Here is a 16961-nt window from a genome sequence, read left to right on the forward strand (position 1 = left end):
GGAAGAAAATGTCTAGCTCACCCAACCTGTATTTGCTGATCGCGCTGGCACCGCTGGTCGGCGCGATTCTTGCCGGGCTGTTCGGCACTGGGTTCCTGGGCCGGCCCATCGGCCGCCGCGGCTCGCACATCATCACCATCCTGGGGGTCCTGATCTCCACGGTGGGTTCGGTCATCGTGCTGGGCGACGTGCTCAACGGCCATACCTACGACGGCACCGTCTATACCTGGAGCCTCATCGGCCAGACCAGGCTCGAGATCGGGTTCCTGATCGATCCCCTGTCGGCCATGATGATGGTGGTGGTGACCTCGGTCTCGCTGATGGTGCACATCTACACCATCGGCTACATGGCAGACGATCCCGGCTACCAGCGCTTCTTCGCGTACATCTCGCTGTTCACCTTCTCGATGCTGATGCTGGTCATGTCCAACAACATGGTCCAGCTCTTCTTCGGCTGGGAAGCGGTGGGGCTGGTGTCGTATCTGCTGATCGGCTTCTGGTACACGCGTCCCACGGCCATTTTCGCCAACATGAAGGCGTTCCTGATCAACCGCGTGGGCGACTTCGGCTTCGTGCTGGGCATCGGCCTGCTGTTCGCCTATGCCGGCACCATGCATTATGCCGACGTATTCGCCCAGGCCGACAAGCTGGCTGGCCAAACGCTGCCGGGCACCGACTGGATGCTGCTGACCGTGGCCTGCGTCTGCCTGTTCATCGGCGCCATGGGCAAGTCGGCCCAGGTTCCGCTGCATGCCTGGCTGCCCGATTCCATGGAAGGCCCCACGCCGATCTCGGCGCTGATCCACGCGGCCACCATGGTGACCGCGGGCATCTTCATGGTGGCGCGCTTCTCGCCGCTGTTCGAGCTGTCCGACGCCGCGCTTTCGTTCGTGATCGTCATCGGCGCCATCGGCGCGTTGTTCCTGGGCATCCTGGGCATCATCCAGAACGACATCAAGCGCGTGGTGGCATATTCCACGCTGTCCCAACTGGGCTACATGACCGTGGCGCTGGGTGCGTCGGCCTACTCGGTGGCCATCTTCCACCTGATGACCCACGCGTTCTTCAAGGCGCTGTTGTTCCTGGGCGCCGGCTCGGTCATCATCGGCATGCACCATGACCAGGACATCCGCAACATGGGCGGCCTGCGCAAGTACATGCCCATTACCTGGATCACCTTCCTGCTGGGCACGCTGGCCCTGGTGGGTACGCCATTCTTCTCGGGCTTCTACTCGAAAGAGCACATCATCGAGGCTGCCGGCGCGGCCAACGTGTGGGGTGCCAGCTTCGCTTATTACTCCACGCTGATCGGCGTGTTCGTCACTTCGCTGTACTCGTTCCGCGTGTACTTCCTGGTGTTCCACGGCAAAGAGCGCTTCGATACCAGCGGCCATGGCCATGGCCACGACGACCATGCGCACGACGACCATGCGCACGACGGCCACTCGCACGACGATCACGGCCACCATGGCGGCACACCGCACGAATCCCCATGGGTCGTGACGCTGCCGCTGGTGTTGCTGGCCATTCCGTCGGTCGTGATCGGCGCCCTGGTGGTCGACCCGATGCTGTTCGGCGGCTTCTTCGACGGCGTGATCAAGGTGCTGCCGCAGCACCCGGCCATGCACGAGCTCGGCGAAGAATGGCACGGCTGGGTTGCGTTCGGCCTGCATGCGTTCCAGACGGTGCCGTTCTGGCTGGTGGTGGCAGGCGCCGTTATCGCCTGGTACTGCTACCTGATCAATCCCAAGGTGCCCGCCGCCATCAAGTCGAGCCTGTCGGGCGTGTACAAGCTGCTCGACAACAAGTACTACGTCGACTGGGTCAATGAACAGATCATCGCGCGCGGTGCGCGCTGCCTGGGCCATGGGCTGTGGCAGCGCGGCGATCGCGGCCTGATCGACGGCGTACTGGTCAATGGCAGCGCCCGCGTGGTGGGCTGGGTGGCCGCGGCCAGCCGTCACCTGCAGTCCGGCTACATCTATCACTACGCGTTCGCGATGATCATCGGCATCATGGCGCTGATTACTTTCTTTGTGCTGATTCCCCAATGACGGCAAGCGACATGGCATCCAACACTTTTCCCTGGCTTACGATTGCGATCTTCGTTCCGATCGTATTCGGCCTGCTGGTGCTGGCTCTGGGCCGCGACGACCGTCCCGGGCTGACGCGCGGCCTGTCGCTGGTTGGGGCGCTGGCTGGGTTCCTGGTCACCCTCCCGCTGTATACCGGCTTCGACAATTCGACGGCCGCCATGCAGTTCGTCGAGAAGGCGTCCTGGATCGAAGCGTTCAACGTCAACTACCACCTGGGCGTCGATGGCATCTCGCTGTGGTTCGTGCTGCTGACCGCTTTCATCACCATCATCGTGGTGCTGGCTGGCTGGGAAGTCATCACCAGCCGCGTGGCGCAGTACATGGCCGCCTTCCTGATCCTGTCGGGCCTGATGGTAGGCGTGTTTGCCGCGCTCGATGGCCTGCTGTTCTACGTGTTCTTCGAAGCCACGCTGATCCCGATGTACATCATCATCGGCGTGTGGGGCGGCCCGAACCGGGTCTATGCGGCGTTCAAGTTCTTCTTGTATACGCTGCTGGGCTCGCTGCTGACCCTGGTGGCCTTTGTCTACCTGTGGAATGCGTCGGGCGGTTCGTTCGACATCCAGACCTGGCACCAGGTCAAGCTGGGCTATACGCCGCAGGTACTGATCTTCCTGGCTCTGCTTGCCGCGTTCGCGGTGAAGGTGCCGATGTGGCCGGTGCACACCTGGCTGCCCGACGCCCACGTCGAGGCCCCCACCGGCGGTTCGGTGGTGCTGGCGGCCATCATGCTGAAGCTGGGCGCCTACGGGTTCCTGCGCTTTTCGCTGCCCATCGCTCCGGATGCCTCGCACAGCCTGGCGGGGATGATGATCGCGCTATCGCTGATCGCGGTCATCTACATCGGCCTGGTCGCCATCGTCCAGGACGACATGAAGAAGCTGGTGGCGTATTCGTCGGTGGCACACATGGGTTTCGTCACCCTGGGCTTCTTCATCTTCAATACCGCCGGCGTCGAGGGCGCCATCGTGCAGATGATCTCGCACGGCTTCGTGTCGGGCGCCATGTTCTTCTGCATAGGCGTACTGTATGACCGGATGCACTCGCGGCGCATCGCCGACTACGGCGGCGTCATCAACGTCATGCCGCGCTTCGTCACGTTCTTCGTGCTTTTCTCGATGGCCAACAGCGGGCTGCCCGCCACCAGCGGTTTCGTTGGCGAATTCATGGTCATCATGGGCGCTGTCGAACACAATTTCTGGATCGGCCTGCTGGCCGCGACGGCGCTGATCCTGGGCGCTTCGTACTCGCTGTGGATGGTCAAGCGGGTGGCGTTCGGCGATATCGCCAACGACCACGTGCGCGAACTCACCGACATCAATCGCCGTGAATTCCTGATTCTGGGCGTGATGGCCATTGCCGTGTTGTACATGGGTATCCACCCCAAGCCCTTTACCGACGTCATGCACGCCTCGGTTCAGGCCCTGCTGCAACACGTTGCCATCTCGAAACTGTAAGACTGAACCATGATGCAATCCCACATCGATTTCGCCCTGGCCACACCCGAGATCCTGTTGCTGATTTTCGGTCTTGCGATCCTGCTGATCGACGCGATCAGCGCTCACCCCGAGCGCAAGCCGACGTTCATATTGACTTTGCTGGCGCTGGGCGTACTGACAGTCGTATCGCTGGTTCAATGGAACAGCGGCGCGGTCGGCCGTACCTTCAACGGCCTGTATGTCGCCGACAACCTGTCGCACCTGCTGAAAGTCGCGTCGTATATCGCCGTGGCGGTTACGCTGGTGTATGGCCGGGCCTATGCGCAGGCGCGTGACATGCTGCGCGGCGGCGAGCTCTACGTGCTGGCGTTGATGGCCCTGCTGGGCCAGATGGTCATGATCTCGGCCGGCAACCTGATCAGCGTGTACCTGGGCCTGGAGCTGATGTCGCTGGCGCTGTATGCCTTGATCGCCCTGCGCCGGGACGACGTGGTGGCCACCGAGGCCGCCATGAAGTATTTCGTGCTGGGCGCACTGGCCTCGGGCTTCCTGCTGTACGGCATGTCCATGGTGTACGGGGCGACCGGCCAGCTGGATATCGCCGAGATCGCCAAAGTGGTCGCGGCCGGCCAGCAACAGGATATGGCGCTGGTGTTCGGCGTGGTGTTCCTGGTGGCGGGCCTGGCATTCAAGCTGGGCGCGGTGCCGTTCCACATGTGGGTGCCCGACGTGTACCAAGGTTCGCCCACGGCGGTCACCCTGATCCTGGGGGCGGCGCCCAAGCTGGCCTCGTTCGCGATCGCGCTGCGCCTGCTGGTCGAGGGCCTGCATGGCCTGGCGGCCGACTGGCAGCCCATGCTGATGATCCTGGCGGTACTGTCGCTGGCCATCGGCAACCTGACGGCCATCGCCCAGACCAACTTCAAGCGCATGCTGGCGTATTCCACCATCTCGCATGTGGGCTTCGTGCTGTTGGGCCTGATGTCCGGCGTGGTCGAAGGCAAGCCCGACGCGTCGGCTCATGCCTACGGCGCCGCGCTGTTCTATATGCTGGTCTACGTGCTGACCACGCTGGGCACCTTCGGCATGGTGCTGCTGCTGTCGCGGCAGGGCTTCGAATGCGAGCATATCGATGACCTGAAGGGCCTGAATCGCCGCAGCCCCTGGCATGCCGCCATCCTGCTGCTGCTGATGTTCTCGCTGACTGGCATTCCGCCCATGGTGGGTTTCTATGCCAAGCTGGCGGTGCTGCAGGTACTGATCGATGCTGGCCACATTGCGCTGGCCGTGGTGGCGGTCATGTTCTCGCTGATCGGCGCGTTCTACTACCTGCGTGTCGTCAAGGTGGTGTATTTCGACGAACCGGTGGCCGAAGTCGGACCGGTGGCCGCGCCATGCGGCCCGCGCGGCGTACTGTCGCTCAATGGCGCGTTGATCCTGGTACTGGGGATCCTGCCTGGCGGCCTGATGGCGCTTTGCGTACACGCCATCCAGACGTCTCTGGGCCTGTAGGCAGGGCGGGGGTATGAACCAGACTCTCGCCGTCTGGCTGTTGATTGCGTTGGCGCTGGTCAGCGCCAACCTGCCTTTCCTGACTGAACGCGTGCTGGCCGTGCTGCCCTGGAAACGGGGGGGCGCGGTCAAGCCATTCTGGTTGCGCCTATTGGAACTGCTGGTGTATTACGGGCTGGTCATCGCCCTGGGCTTTGCCTTCGAGGCGGCACTGGGCAATCCATTCACGCAGGCCTGGGAGTTCTACGCCATTACCCTGAGCCTGTATCTGGTGCTGGGATACCCGGGATTTGTTTACCGGTATTTGTTCAAGCGTCACCCGTCTTTGCGATCCTGATCCTGTCCCCTATAAAAAACGCCTCACGCAGGCGTTTTTTTTCGCCCATTTCCGGCCAGCAGACGTTGTTAATCGCGGATTTCCCTTTTATTTCAGGTAATTGTCAGCCTATGTGTCCAAAATCTACATCGGTCAAAAAATAAGAATCGTTTTTATTCATATTTTCTTGGAGAGGCGCGTTGAAATATCCTGATTCATACTCCATGAACACGCTGGCCACCTCGCTTGCAGCGGCGATGGTGGCCCCCGCGTTCTGCCTGGCGGCAACCGCCAGCGCCCAGACGCCCGTACCGCAGTTGTCGCCGGTGCAAGTCGAGGGCGAAGCATCGCCGTATGACGTGCCGGTGAGTTCGCAGGCGAAGTTCACGGCGCCGCTGGTGGATACGCCGAAGACGGTTCAGGTGATTCCCCAGGCGGTGATTCAGGATACGGCAGCGACGTCTTTGCAGGACATCCTGCGCAACTCGCCGGGCATCAGCTTCGGGGCTGGCGAAGGCGGCCAACCGTTGGCCGATCGTCCGTTCATACGCGGCAGTTCCTCGGGCAACAATATTTTTGTCGACGGCCTCCGGGATCCGGGCGGCCAGACCCGGGAAGTGTTCAATCTGGAAAGCGTCGAAGTCATCAAGGGCGCCGATTCGGCCTATGGCGGGCGCGGGTCCGGCGGGGGCAGCATCAACTTGGTGACCAAGCGGGCCCGCCTGGGTTCCTTCGCGGAAGGCAGCCTGGGCGTAGGCACGGACAATTACTGGCGCGGTACCGCCGATGGCAACTGGCAGTTCAACGATGATTCGGCATTCCGCCTGAACATCATGGGTACCAAGGGTGACACGCCGGGGCGCGAAGACGTGGATTTCGAGCGCTGGGGGGTGGCGCCGTCGCTGGCGTTCGGCCTGGGCACGCCCACGCGCGTGACGCTAAGTTATTACCACCTGCAGACCGACGACATGCCTGACTATGGCGTGCCGCTTGCCTCGAAGATTCCTGGCAAGACGACCTCGAGCGGCATCCTGGACGTGGGGCGGGGTGCGTTCTATGGCGTGCTGGATCGCGACTTCCGCAAAACCCGCGCGGATATCGCCACTATCGAAATAGAACATGATTTCTCTGATCGCCTGACGCTGCGCAATGCCACGCGCTACGGCGAGACATTGAACGACTATGTGCTGACCAATCCCGGTGACGGCGGTGCGGCGAAATGGGATCCGGTGACCTCGCAGTACTGGATGAAGCGCGGGCTGAAGACGCGCTGGAACAAGACCACGATGCTGACCAATGTCACCGAACTGTATGGGAAGTTCGATACCGGATCGCTGAAGCACAGCTTTGACGTGGGCGTGGAGTTCACGACCGAGCGCAACAAGAACGCCGGCTACGACGTCACGACCACGGCGGGCAGCTTCTGCCCGGCCGTCTGGGGCGGGGTGGACTGCACGCCCGTATACGACCCGAACCCGCACGACAACTGGTCCGGCAAGATCGAGCGCGGCGACATCACTGCCGACAGCAAGTCCAACACGCGTTCCATCTACGCGTTCGACACCGTAGAGCTGTCGAAGCAGTGGCAAGTCAGCGGCGGCGTGCGCTACGACTACTACACCATTGACGGCACCTATACGCCGCGCGGTGGCTCCAAGGAAGACGCCGATGGCGACTGGGGCATGTTCAATTACCAGGCCGCCCTGGTGTACAAGCCGGCCCCCAACGGCAGCATCTACGTATCGTATGCCACGGCTTCCACGCCGCCGACCATCAGCGGCGGCGACCAGGAAGGCCTGTCGGCCGATACCAACCAACTGGACCCCGAGAAGAGCAGCACGATCGAAGTGGGCACCAAGTGGGACCTGTTCGACGATCGTCTGTCGCTGACGGCGGCGATTTTCCAGAACGAGCGCAAGGACGCGCAGATCGAGGTCGACTCTGGTGTGTTCGAGCAAGCCGGCAAGACTCGGGTCAAGGGGCTGGAACTGGGGTTCAGCGGCAACGTGACGCCCAAGTGGGCCGTATTCGGCGGCTATACCTATATGGACAGCGAGCTGGTCAACGGCGCCTACAGCAGCGTCAATGAAGGCGACCAGTTGGCCAATACCCCGCGCAACAGTTTCAGCCTGTGGACGACCTACAAGGTGGTCCCGGCGCTGACCGTGGGCGGCGGCGCCTATTACGTGGGCAAGACTTTCGGCGGCAACCAGGGCGGCGCGGGCGGCGGCAACAACCAGGTGTACATGCCCGCCTATTGGCGCTTCGATGCCATGGCGGCTTATCGGCTGACCGGCAATGTGGCCCTGCAGCTGAACGTGCTGAACCTGACCGACAAGGAGTACTTCGTTCGCACCAATGGCGTGCATCACGCCGATTACGGTCCGGGCCGGCAGTTCATCCTGAGCGCGAACGTGCGTTATTGACGCGGCTTGGCTTGGCCAGGTGTCAGGTTCCGCAGGTGCCCGGCACCTGGGAACCTGGGCCAGCGTTTTGGCCCCGCGCTTGTCTTCAGCTCTCGAACCAGTTCAGCACCCCGTCGAGCCCCGCCACGTTCAAGGCATACGGCGTCTGCTTCCGGACGATAGGCTTGGCGCGATAGGCCACTGCGTAGCGGGCGGCTCCCAGCATTTTCAGGTCATTGGCGCCGTCGCCCAGGGCGATGGTCTGTTCCGGCGTGGCGCCATGGGCTTGCGCGAAGGCGCGCAAATAGGCCAGCTTCGCGTCGGCGTCCAGGATATCGCCCAGCACCTTGCCGGTGAGCACGCCGTCGCGGATTTCTAGCGTGTTGGCGTGCGCGCTGTCGAGCTGCAGCCGTTCGCGCAGGCGCTCGGTGTAGAAGGTAAAGCCGCCGGATACCAGCAGCACTTTCAGCCCGGCGGCCCGGGCGGTGGAGATCAGGCGCTCGGCACCCGGGTTCAGGCGCAGTTTTTCGCTGTAGACCTGTTCCAGCGCCGCGGCCGGCGTGCCGGCCAGCAACGCTACCCGGCGCCGCAGGCTTTCGGCAAAATCCTTGATCTCGCCGCGCATGGCCGCCTCGGTGATCTCGGCCACTTTGGGCTTGACCCCCGCTACGCCCGCGATTTCGTCGATGCATTCGATATTGATGAGCGTGGAATCCATATCCATCGCCAACACCTTGCATTGCGACAGGCGTGCGCCTGCAGGCACGAAGGCGGTGTCCACCCCGTGTTGCTCACCCCAGGCCGTGACTTGCTCGCGCACGCTGGCATCCTGGCCCACGTCGAGCAGCCGTGCCGCTGTGGCGCCAAGATGCATGACGCCCTGGGCCTGGGCCAGGGCAGCAAGTTGCTCGACTTGGGCGGCGCTCAGGGCCGGGGACTGGATGACAAGATGATGCGTGGGCATGTCGGGCGGGAATATTGGGGCTGAAGGGGGCGGGTCGGCGGAATATTACTTCAGGGTACGCAGCACGGCGCGCACGGCATCTGCACGGGCCGCGACCTTGGGGGCCTTGAATTCGATGCGTAGCTTGTCCTGGCCGGCCAGCCTGATATGGCGCTGCTTTTGTACCAGTTCGATGATGCGCAGCGGATCCACCGCGGCCTTGGGGCCGAACTGCAGCAGGGCCTGGGTTTCGCTGGCGTCGATCTTGACGATGCCCAGCGGTTGCGCGGCCAGGCGCAGCCGGTGCGTGGTCAACAGCACCTGGGCGGCTTCGGGCAACTTGCCGAATCGGTCGATCAGTTCTTCCTGGATGCGGATCAGGTCGTCTTCGTCGGCAGCGTGCGACAGCCGTTTATAGATGCCCAGGCGGGCATGCACATCGGCGCAATAGTCGGCCGGCAGCAGGGCAGGTGCGTGCAGGTTGACTTCGCAGGCCAGGTTGAAAGGGGCGTCCAGGTCGGGTTCTTCGCCTACCTTGAGCGCCCGCACAGCCTCGTTGAGCATCTCGTTGTACATCGAGAAACCGATCTCCTGGATATTGCCCGATTGCGATTCGCCCAGCACTTCACCGGTACCGCGGATTTCCAGGTCGTGCATGGCCAGGTAGAAGCCCGAACCCAGCTCTTCCATGGCCTGGATGGCTTCCAGCCGCTTCTTGGCATTGGCCGTGATGGCATCTTCGCCCGGCGTCAGCAAGTAAGCGTAGGCCTGGTGGTGCGAGCGGCCGACACGCCCGCGCAACTGGTGCAGCTGCGCCAGGCCGAAGCGGTCGGCGCGATGGATGACGATGGTGTTGGCGGTGGGCACGTCGATGCCGGTTTCGATGATGGTGGTGCACAGCAGCACGTTGTAGCGCTGTTGGTAAAAGCCCTTCATCACTTGTTCCAGCTCCCGCTCGGGCATCTGCCCGTGCGCCACGGCGATGCGCGCCTCGGGCACCAGTTCTTCCAGGCGGGCCCGGCGATTGTGGATGGTCTCGACCTCGTTGTGCAGGAAATAGGCCTGGCCGCCGCGCTTGAGTTCGCGCAGCAGGGCCTCGCGGATGGTGCTGCCGTCTTCGCGGCGCACGAAAGTCTTGATGGCCAGGCGCTTTTGCGGCGCGGTGGCGATCACGGAAAAATCGCGGATACCTTCCAGCGACATGCCCAGCGTGCGCGGGATGGGCGTGGCGGTGAGCGTCAGCACATCGACCTCGGCACGCAGGGCTTTCAGCGTTTCTTTCTGGCGTACGCCGAAGCGATGCTCTTCGTCGATGATGACCAGGCCCAGGCGCTTGAAACGCACGTCTTTGGACAGTATCTTGTGGGTGCCGATGACGATGTCGACGCGGCCGTCGTTGATGCCCTGCACCGCCTCGGCCACCTCTTTGGATGACCGGAAACGCGACAGTTCGACCACGCGCACGGGCCAGTCGGCAAAACGGTCGGAGAAGGTATGGGCGTGCTGCTCGGCCAGCAGCGTGGTGGGGCACAGCAGCGCCACCTGCTTGCCGTTGGCCACGGCCAGGAACGCGGCACGCAGCGCGACTTCGGTCTTGCCGAAACCCACGTCGCCGCATACCAGGCGATCCATGGGGCGGCCCGAAGTCATGTCGGCGATGACGGCCTGGATGGCGGCATCCTGGTCGGCGGTTTCCTCGAAACCGAACCCTTCGGCAAAGGCTTCGTAATCGTTGAGCGGCAACTTGAACGTATAGCCTTGGCGTGCCGCGCGCTGCGCATATAGCGCCAGCAGTTCGGCGGCCGTATCGCGCACCTGGCGAGCGGCCTTGCGGCGGGCCTTGTCCCACTGGCCCGAGCCCAGCTGGTGCAGGGGGGCGGCATCGGGGTCGGCGCCGCTATAGCGGGCGATGACATGCAATTGCGATACCGGCACGTACAGCGTGCTGCCATTGGCGTATTCGAGATGCAGGAACTCCATCTCGCCTTCGCCCATATCCATGTTCACCAGGCCGTGGTAGCGCCCGATGCCATGCTGCGCGTGCACCACGGGGTCGCCGGCGCGCAGCTCGGACAGGTCGCGCACCATGGCTTCGACGTTGCTGGCGCGTTCCTGGGCGCGTCGGCCGCGGCGTGTGCCGCCAGCGTGACCGGGGTACAGGTCGTTTTCGGTCAGGAAGATCAGGCGGGCCGACGGAATGCCGAAACCGGTCGACAGCGGCGCCGTGGCCAGTGCGAAAGCCGCTTGCGACGCCAGGAAAGCCTGGACGGATTCGGGGTGGGCATCGGGTGCCAGGCCGAATTCGGCCAGCATCTGCGCCAGCGTTTCGCGGCGGCCGGCCGAGTCGGCGCACAGCAGCACGCGCGATTCGCCGCCCGCCAGCAGGGCGCGCAAGCGCGCGATGGGGTCTTCGGCACGCCGGCTGACGCTGACATCGGGGATGGCAGTGAAGTCGGGGTGGGCGGCGCCGTCGATCAGGGACAGGCGGGCAAAGGCCTTGAAGCGCCCATACAGGGCTTCGGTATTGAGAAACAGCGCGTCCGGCGGCAACACCGGCCTTTCGCGGTCGCTTTTCAGGAAGGCGTAGCGGCTGGCGGTATCCTGGCTGAAGCGTTGCACGGCGTCATCGATATCCCCCAGGGTGACGGCGATGGCATCGGGCGGCAAATAATCGAACAGCGTTGCAGTTTCGTCGAAGAACAGCGGCAGGTAGTATTCGACCCCCGCGAATGCGATGCCGTTGCCGATGTCTTTATAGGGCAGGGCGCGCGACGGATCGCCTTCGAATTCTTCGCGAAAGCGCGCGCGAAAGCGATTGCGCGCGGCTTCGTCCATGGGAAACTCGCGGCCGGGCAGCAACTGCACTTCGCGCACTGGATACAGGCTGCGCTGGGTATCGACATCGAAGCTGCGGATGGATTCGATTTCGTCGTCGAACAGGTCCAGCCGATAGGGCACGGCCGAACCCATGGGGAACAGGTCGATCAGGCCGCCGCGCAAACAGAATTCGCCCGGTGCGGTCACCTGCGTCACATGGCTGTAGTTGGCCAGCGTCAGCTGTGCACGCAGCGCCGCTTCGTCCAGCCGGTCTTTCTGCTTGAACGAGAACGTGTAGGCGGCCAGGAACGCGGGCGGGGCCAGGCGGTACAGCGCGGTGGTTACCGGCACCAGCAGCACGTCGACGGTGTGCTGCAGCAACGCGTGCAGAGTGTGCAGGCGCTCCGAGACCAGATCCTGGTGCGGCGAGAAGGCATCGTAGGGCAGGGTTTCCCAGTCGGGCAACTGCCGCACGCGCAGTTCAGGCGCGAATTGCGGAATTTCGTCGGCCAGGCGCTGGGCTTCCAGCGGCGCGGCGGTCAACACCACCAGCGGGCGGGCAGCCTGGCGGGCCAGGTCGGCCAGCAGCCAGGCGTCGGCTGAGCCGGGCGGGCGTGGCTGTACGTAGCGGGCGCCGGGTTTCAGGGCGGACAGTGTGGCGGCAGTGGCGGGTACCCGCGAGGCCGCATCGAGAAGTGAGGAATCGGACATCAGGCCGAAGATTATAAAATCTCTTGGCCATGACTGATTCTTTGATTGCAATCGTGCCCGCCGCCGGCGTGGGCCAGCGTGCCGGCAGGGCCGGCGCGCCCGATTTGCCCAAGCAATATCGCTTGCTGGCCGGCCAGCCCATGCTGCGCCTGGCCGTGGCGGCATTGCTGGCCGATACACGCGTTGGCCAGGTTCGCGTGGCGGTGTCGCCCGGCGACGAGCGGGCCACGCCTGCCCTGGCCGGGCTGCCGCGCACAGTGTGCCGCCCCTGCGGTGGCCCCACACGTGCGGCCACTGTGGCCGCGGCGCTGGCCGACAGCGGCGCGGCCGATAATGACTGGATACTGGTGCACGATGCGGCCCGGCCGGGGCTGCCACCCGACGCGCTGGCGCGCCTGATCGACGCCTGCCTGGCGGATCCGGTGGGTGGCCTGTTGGCCCTGCCGGTGGCTGACACCGTGAAGTCGGGTGGGCCGCGCGTGCAGGCCACGCTGGACCGCAATGGCCTGTGGCTGGCCCAGACGCCGCAGATGTTCCGTGCTGGGGTGCTGCGTGCCGCGTTGAGCCAGGCCCAGGCGGCTGGTACCACGATCACGGACGAGGCCTCGGCCATCGAGGCTGCCGGCCATGTGCCGTTGCTGGTGCGGGGCGCCATGCGCAACTTCAAGGTCACTTGGCCGGATGATTTCGAACTGATGGAAAAATGGCTATGAATGTTCCTTTTCGCGTCGGGCAGGGCTACGACGTGCATGCCCTGGTAACGGGCCGGCCGCTGATCATCGGCGGCGTGACCATTCCGCATACGCATGGGCTGCAGGGGCATTCCGATGCCGATGTGCTGCTGCACGCGGTGACCGATGCCCTGCTGGGGGCGGCCGGCCTGGGCGATATCGGCCGCCACTTCCCCGATACCGATCCCGCCTATCGCGGCGCCGACAGCCGCGTGTTGTTGCGCGACGCGGTGGCCAAGGTCCGCGCGGCCGGCTGGTCGCCGGTCAACATCGATGCCACTGTGCATGCGCAGGCGCCCAAGATCGGGCCGCATGCGGCGGCCATGGTGGCCAATATCGCCGCCGACCTGGGCATCGATGCCGCGGCCATCAATATCAAGGCCAAGACCAACGAAGGCCTGGGGTACCTGGGGCGCAAAGAGGGTATTGCCGCCACCGTGGTGGCCTTGCTGGCGCAGGTGCCGTAAAAAGCAAACACAAGAGCCCGGCGCGTGGCCGGGCTCGAGGGGCTTGGATGGGCACGTGCGGCGTTGGCGCCAGGCCCTTGAAAGGCTGCCGGCCCCCCGTGCCGCGCTTACTTGCCCTGCGCAGCCAGCGATAGTGCCGCGGCGTTGACTACCGCCGCAATGCGACCGACATCGCGCAGTTGCTCGATGCTCAGTCCGTCTTTCTTCAGGTTTTCATAGTGCGATTGCACGCAGAAGTGGCACTTGCCGATGATCGACGCGGCCAGCGCGAACAGCTCGAAGCGCTTCTTGTCGACGCCGCCGTGGGTGGCGTAGGCGTTCATGCGCAGTTGGGCCGGCAGGCTCTTGAGCTGGGCATCGTCGGTCATTTCCACGTACGGATACCAGACGTTGTTCATACCCATCAGGGCCGATGCGGTCAGGGCGGCATTGGCGTCGGTTTCGGACAGGCCGCTCTTGAAAGCTTCGATCAGGACCGGGCTGCGGGCTGCAAACGCGGCCGACAGGGCGGCACCCACCGCATCTTCGGGGGCCAGGGTCGAACGCGCGATCACGCCATCCAGATTCAGGCGAATGTCTTTGGCCCAATCTGGCAGTTGTTCTTTGATTGCTGAAAGGAATTCCATAGTTTTTACCTATAATCTGGAGCAGGAAAGGCCCGGACGAGCCGGGCCAGGAGATTACAGCGTCGCGCCGCCCAGGCTGCGGTTGCACGGGCAGAGTTCGTCGGTTTGCAGACCGTCGAGCAGGCGCAGCACTTCTTCAGGGTTGCGGCCCACGTTCAGGTTGTTTACCGACACGTGCTGGATGGTGTTGTCCGGGTCGACGATGAACGTGGCGCGGAAAGCAACGCCTTCGTTCTTGTCACGCACGCCCAGTTGGTCAACCAGCGCACCCGTGGTGTCGCCGAATTGATAGTGACCCAGCTTGTTCAGGTCCGGGTGCTCACGGCGCCAGGCCAGCTTGACGAATTCGTTGTCGACCGAACCGCCCAGCAGGACGGCGTCGCGGTCTTCGAAATCTTTGGCCAGCTTGTTGAAGCCGACGATTTCGGTGGGGCAGACGAACGTGAAGTCTTTCGGGTAGAAGTAGATCACCTTCCACTTGCCGGGAAACGAGCTTTCGGTGATGTCTTCGAAGGCCGAAACGCCGTTTTCTTCGTGCTGATTGAAGCCGGGCTTGACGCCGGTGACCTTGAAGGGCTCGAGTTTATCGCCAACAGTTTTCATGAATGCTCCCGTAGTTGTTGGGTGGAAATGAAGGCACTGCCTCAAGCCCCAAATTCTACGCTATTGGCTATCGCTGTCTAATTGATAATTCCTAAATTTGGCTTTGGGGATCTCTATGCGAGCGGTCAGTCCGCCGCCAGGCCGGGACAGCATTTTCAGCGACCCGCCCACGTGCTTGAGCAGGCGTTCGACAATGGCCAGTCCCAGGCCCGCGCCACTGACGCCGGTGCGGGCGGCCTCGCCCCGCGAGAACGGGCGCAGCAGCCGGTCGACCTCTTCGGGGGCAATGCCAGGGCCGCGGTCGGACACCTCGATGACCAGGGTGCCGCCCTCGGCATGCAGGCTCATGGTCAGGTGGGCTTGCCCATCGGTCGAACGGCCGTATCGGCGGGCGTTCTCGATCAGGTTGCTGACCACCCGCTTCAGGTCCAGGGCGGTGATGCGGGCCCGCAGGCCGGGTTCGAGCGAGGCGTCAAGCTCGCCACCCATCGAGGCCGTGTGGCTGCGCTCACGTTCGTACAGGTCGGCCAGCACGGCCGAGATATCGGTGGCCATCTGGGGCAAGGTGCCGGCCGGGCGGGCGTATTCCATCAACTGCCCGATGCTGTGGTCGATTTGGCCCAGGTCTTCGTCGATGGCCTGCCGGGCGTCTTCCGAGACGCCGCTCATTTCGATTTCCAGCCGCATGCGGGCCAGCGGCGTGCGCAGGTCGTGCGATATGCCAGCCAGCATCAGTTCGCGGTCGGCCTCGGCCTGCCGCAGGTCTTTGGACATGCGGTTGAACGAGGCGTTGAGGTCGCGAATTTCCAGCGGCCCCTGTTCCGGCAGCGGGGCCGGCGTCTCGCCGCGCGACAGTACCTGCGCGGCGCGCGCCAGGCGCGACAACGGCCGGTTGACGAAGCCCACGCTGACGGCTGCGCCCACCAGCGAGAGCAGCAGGGCGGTAGCGCCCCAGCCCAGCCATTCGATGCCGCCGGTCAGGCCGATTTGTTCGCGCTCGAACACCAGCCAGTACAGGTCTTGGTCGATCTGGAAACTGACCCAGAACCCGGGTACCTGGTTCACCCCCCATGAAATCTGGGTTTCCGGGCCGAACCGTGTGCGGATATGCTGGGCCACCCGCTGCCAGTAGTTGTCGTCGGGCAGGGCCTCGGTAAAGTCGGTGACTTCGCGCGGATAAACCTGGATGCCTTCATTGGTGGCCAGGTCCAGCAGCAGCTTGCTGCGTTCGGCGTCGTTGGAATAGATCAGGGCCGTGCGCGTGATATTGACGGCCGTGATCACCCGCTGCGCCATCTGGTTGGCGCGCGGGCCCAGTTCCATGCTGAAGAACACCTGCAGCCACGCGCCCAGGCTGACCAGCATCAGTGCGGCCAGCAGCAGGAACGTGCGGCCGAACAGGCCCAGCCTGAGGCGTGAAGTCAGGTTCCTGAAGATCTTGCGCAAGCTGGGCACGAGACGGCGCTCTTGCCCCGGTCGGGCGGGATGGTCAGCTGCCGCCATCCGGGACGAACACGTACCCCAATCCCCAGACCGTCTGGATGAACACCGGCTTGGACGGGTTGGGTTCGATCAGCTTGCGCAGACGCGAGATCTGCACATCCAGGCTGCGATCGAAGGCTTCGTATTCGCGGCCGCGGGCCAGTTCCATCAGCTTGTCGCGGGACAGCGGGATCTTGGGATGGCGCGCGAACACCTTCAGCACCGAGAACTCGCCCGTGGTGATGGGCACCTGTTCGCCGTTGCGCGTGAGCGTACGTGTGGACAGGTTGAGCACGTAGGGCCCGAAGGCGATGGATTCGTTCTCCTGGCTGGGCGCGCCCGGATGTTCTTCGGTGCCACGCCGGCGCAGGATGGCATTGATGCGCGCCAGCAGTTCACGCGGGTTGAACGGCTTGGACAGGTAGTCGTCGGCGCCCATTTCGAGGCCGACGATGCGGTCGATTTCTTCGGCCTTGGCCGTGAGCATGATGATGGGCGTGTTGTCGTGGCCCCCGCGCAGGCGGCGACAGATCGACAGGCCGTCTTCGCCCGGCAGCATCAGGTCGAGCACCAGCAGGTCGAAGTGTTCGCGCTGCCAGAGCTTGCCCATTTCCTTCGCGTCTTCGGCGACGAAGACGTTGAATCCCTGTTCCGACAAGTAGCGGCGCAGCAGGTCGCGCAGGCGCGGGTCGTCGTCGACGACAAGGATCTTGCGGATGGGATTTGTGTTTTGCGTATTCATGGCCGGAAATGTAACAGTGACAAGAACCAGCGGCTAGTGCCTATTCACAAGATATTACACATTGCGAAGTA

The 16961-nt window shown here is 63.8% G+C and carries 13 protein-coding genes; 7 read left to right on the top strand and 6 right to left on the bottom strand.

Annotated elements, in window-relative coordinates; all coding sequences use genetic code 11:
• Positions 1-8 precede the first annotated feature (8 nt).
• From nuoL to KW845_RS02970, 5 genes are all read left to right on the top strand, one after another.
• Positions 9-2054, top strand: coding sequence for an NADH-quinone oxidoreductase subunit L (gene nuoL, locus KW845_RS02950; protein WP_218367673.1), 2046 nt, complete (start codon positions 9-11; stop codon positions 2052-2054).
• Positions 2051-3553: an NADH-quinone oxidoreductase subunit M gene (locus KW845_RS02955; protein WP_218367674.1), complete on the top strand. Its 1503-nt coding sequence runs from the start codon at positions 2051-2053 to the stop codon at positions 3551-3553. The genes nuoL and KW845_RS02955 overlap by 4 nt, the downstream gene beginning before the upstream one ends.
• A gap of 9 nt (positions 3554-3562) precedes the next feature.
• Positions 3563-5047 carry an NADH-quinone oxidoreductase subunit NuoN gene (nuoN, locus tag KW845_RS02960; RefSeq protein ID WP_218367675.1) on the top strand — a complete coding sequence of 495 codons (1485 nt, stop codon included), beginning with the start codon at positions 3563-3565 and terminating at the stop codon, positions 5045-5047.
• Between the two features lie 13 nt (positions 5048-5060).
• The gene (locus tag KW845_RS02965; protein WP_218367676.1) at positions 5061-5384 is read left to right on the top strand and encodes a DUF2818 family protein; all 324 of its coding nucleotides are present in this window, start codon (positions 5061-5063) and stop codon (positions 5382-5384) included.
• A 203-nt stretch (positions 5385-5587) separates the two neighbouring features.
• Entirely contained in the window at positions 5588-7789 is a 2202-nt protein-coding gene (locus KW845_RS02970) for a TonB-dependent siderophore receptor (RefSeq protein ID WP_218367677.1), read from the top strand.
• 85 nt (positions 7790-7874) lie between these two features.
• Here the strand turns inward: KW845_RS02970 and serB are convergent, their stop codons facing one another.
• Both serB and mfd read right to left on the bottom strand, forming a co-directional pair.
• On the bottom strand, positions 7875-8732 hold the full coding sequence (gene serB, locus KW845_RS02975) for a phosphoserine phosphatase SerB (protein WP_218367678.1): 858 nt from the start codon (positions 8730-8732) through the stop codon (positions 7875-7877).
• Positions 8733-8777: 45 nt separating this feature from the next.
• Positions 8778-12239, bottom strand: coding sequence for a transcription-repair coupling factor (gene mfd, locus KW845_RS02980; RefSeq protein WP_218367679.1), 3462 nt, complete (start codon positions 12237-12239; stop codon positions 8778-8780).
• Positions 12240-12268: 29 nt separating this feature from the next.
• Between mfd and ispD the strand changes: the two genes are divergently transcribed.
• A complete protein-coding gene (gene ispD / locus KW845_RS02985; RefSeq protein WP_218367680.1) occupies positions 12269-12952 on the top strand; it encodes a 2-C-methyl-D-erythritol 4-phosphate cytidylyltransferase in 684 nt (227 codons plus the stop codon).
• On the top strand, positions 12949-13437 hold the full coding sequence (gene ispF / locus KW845_RS02990; protein WP_218367681.1) for a 2-C-methyl-D-erythritol 2,4-cyclodiphosphate synthase: 489 nt from the start codon (positions 12949-12951) through the stop codon (positions 13435-13437). Before ispD ends, ispF begins: the two co-directional genes overlap by 4 nt.
• A gap of 107 nt (positions 13438-13544) precedes the next feature.
• Here ispF and KW845_RS02995 read toward each other — a convergent pair whose 3' ends face one another.
• The 4 genes from KW845_RS02995 to ompR are packed head-to-tail and all read right to left on the bottom strand — an operon-like array spanning position 13545 to position 16890.
• Positions 13545-14063 (bottom strand): carboxymuconolactone decarboxylase family protein, encoded by a 519-nt coding sequence (locus KW845_RS02995; RefSeq protein ID WP_218367682.1) that lies wholly within the window; start codon positions 14061-14063, stop codon positions 13545-13547.
• A 54-nt stretch (positions 14064-14117) separates the two neighbouring features.
• Entirely contained in the window at positions 14118-14666 is a 549-nt protein-coding gene (locus KW845_RS03000; protein WP_218367683.1) for a peroxiredoxin, read from the bottom strand.
• Positions 14667-14726: 60 nt separating this feature from the next.
• Complete coding sequence (locus tag KW845_RS03005; protein WP_218367684.1) at positions 14727-16169, bottom strand: ATP-binding protein; 1443 nt, start codon at positions 16167-16169, stop codon at positions 14727-14729.
• On the bottom strand, positions 16156-16890 hold the full coding sequence (gene ompR, locus KW845_RS03010; RefSeq protein WP_012248623.1) for a two-component system response regulator OmpR: 735 nt from the start codon (positions 16888-16890) through the stop codon (positions 16156-16158). The genes KW845_RS03005 and ompR overlap by 14 nt, the downstream gene beginning before the upstream one ends.
• Between the last annotated feature and the right edge of the window lie 71 nt (positions 16891-16961).

This window comes from Bordetella sp. BOR01, assembly GCF_019218885.1.
GTDB lineage: Bacteria > Pseudomonadota > Gammaproteobacteria > Burkholderiales > Burkholderiaceae_B > Bordetella_A.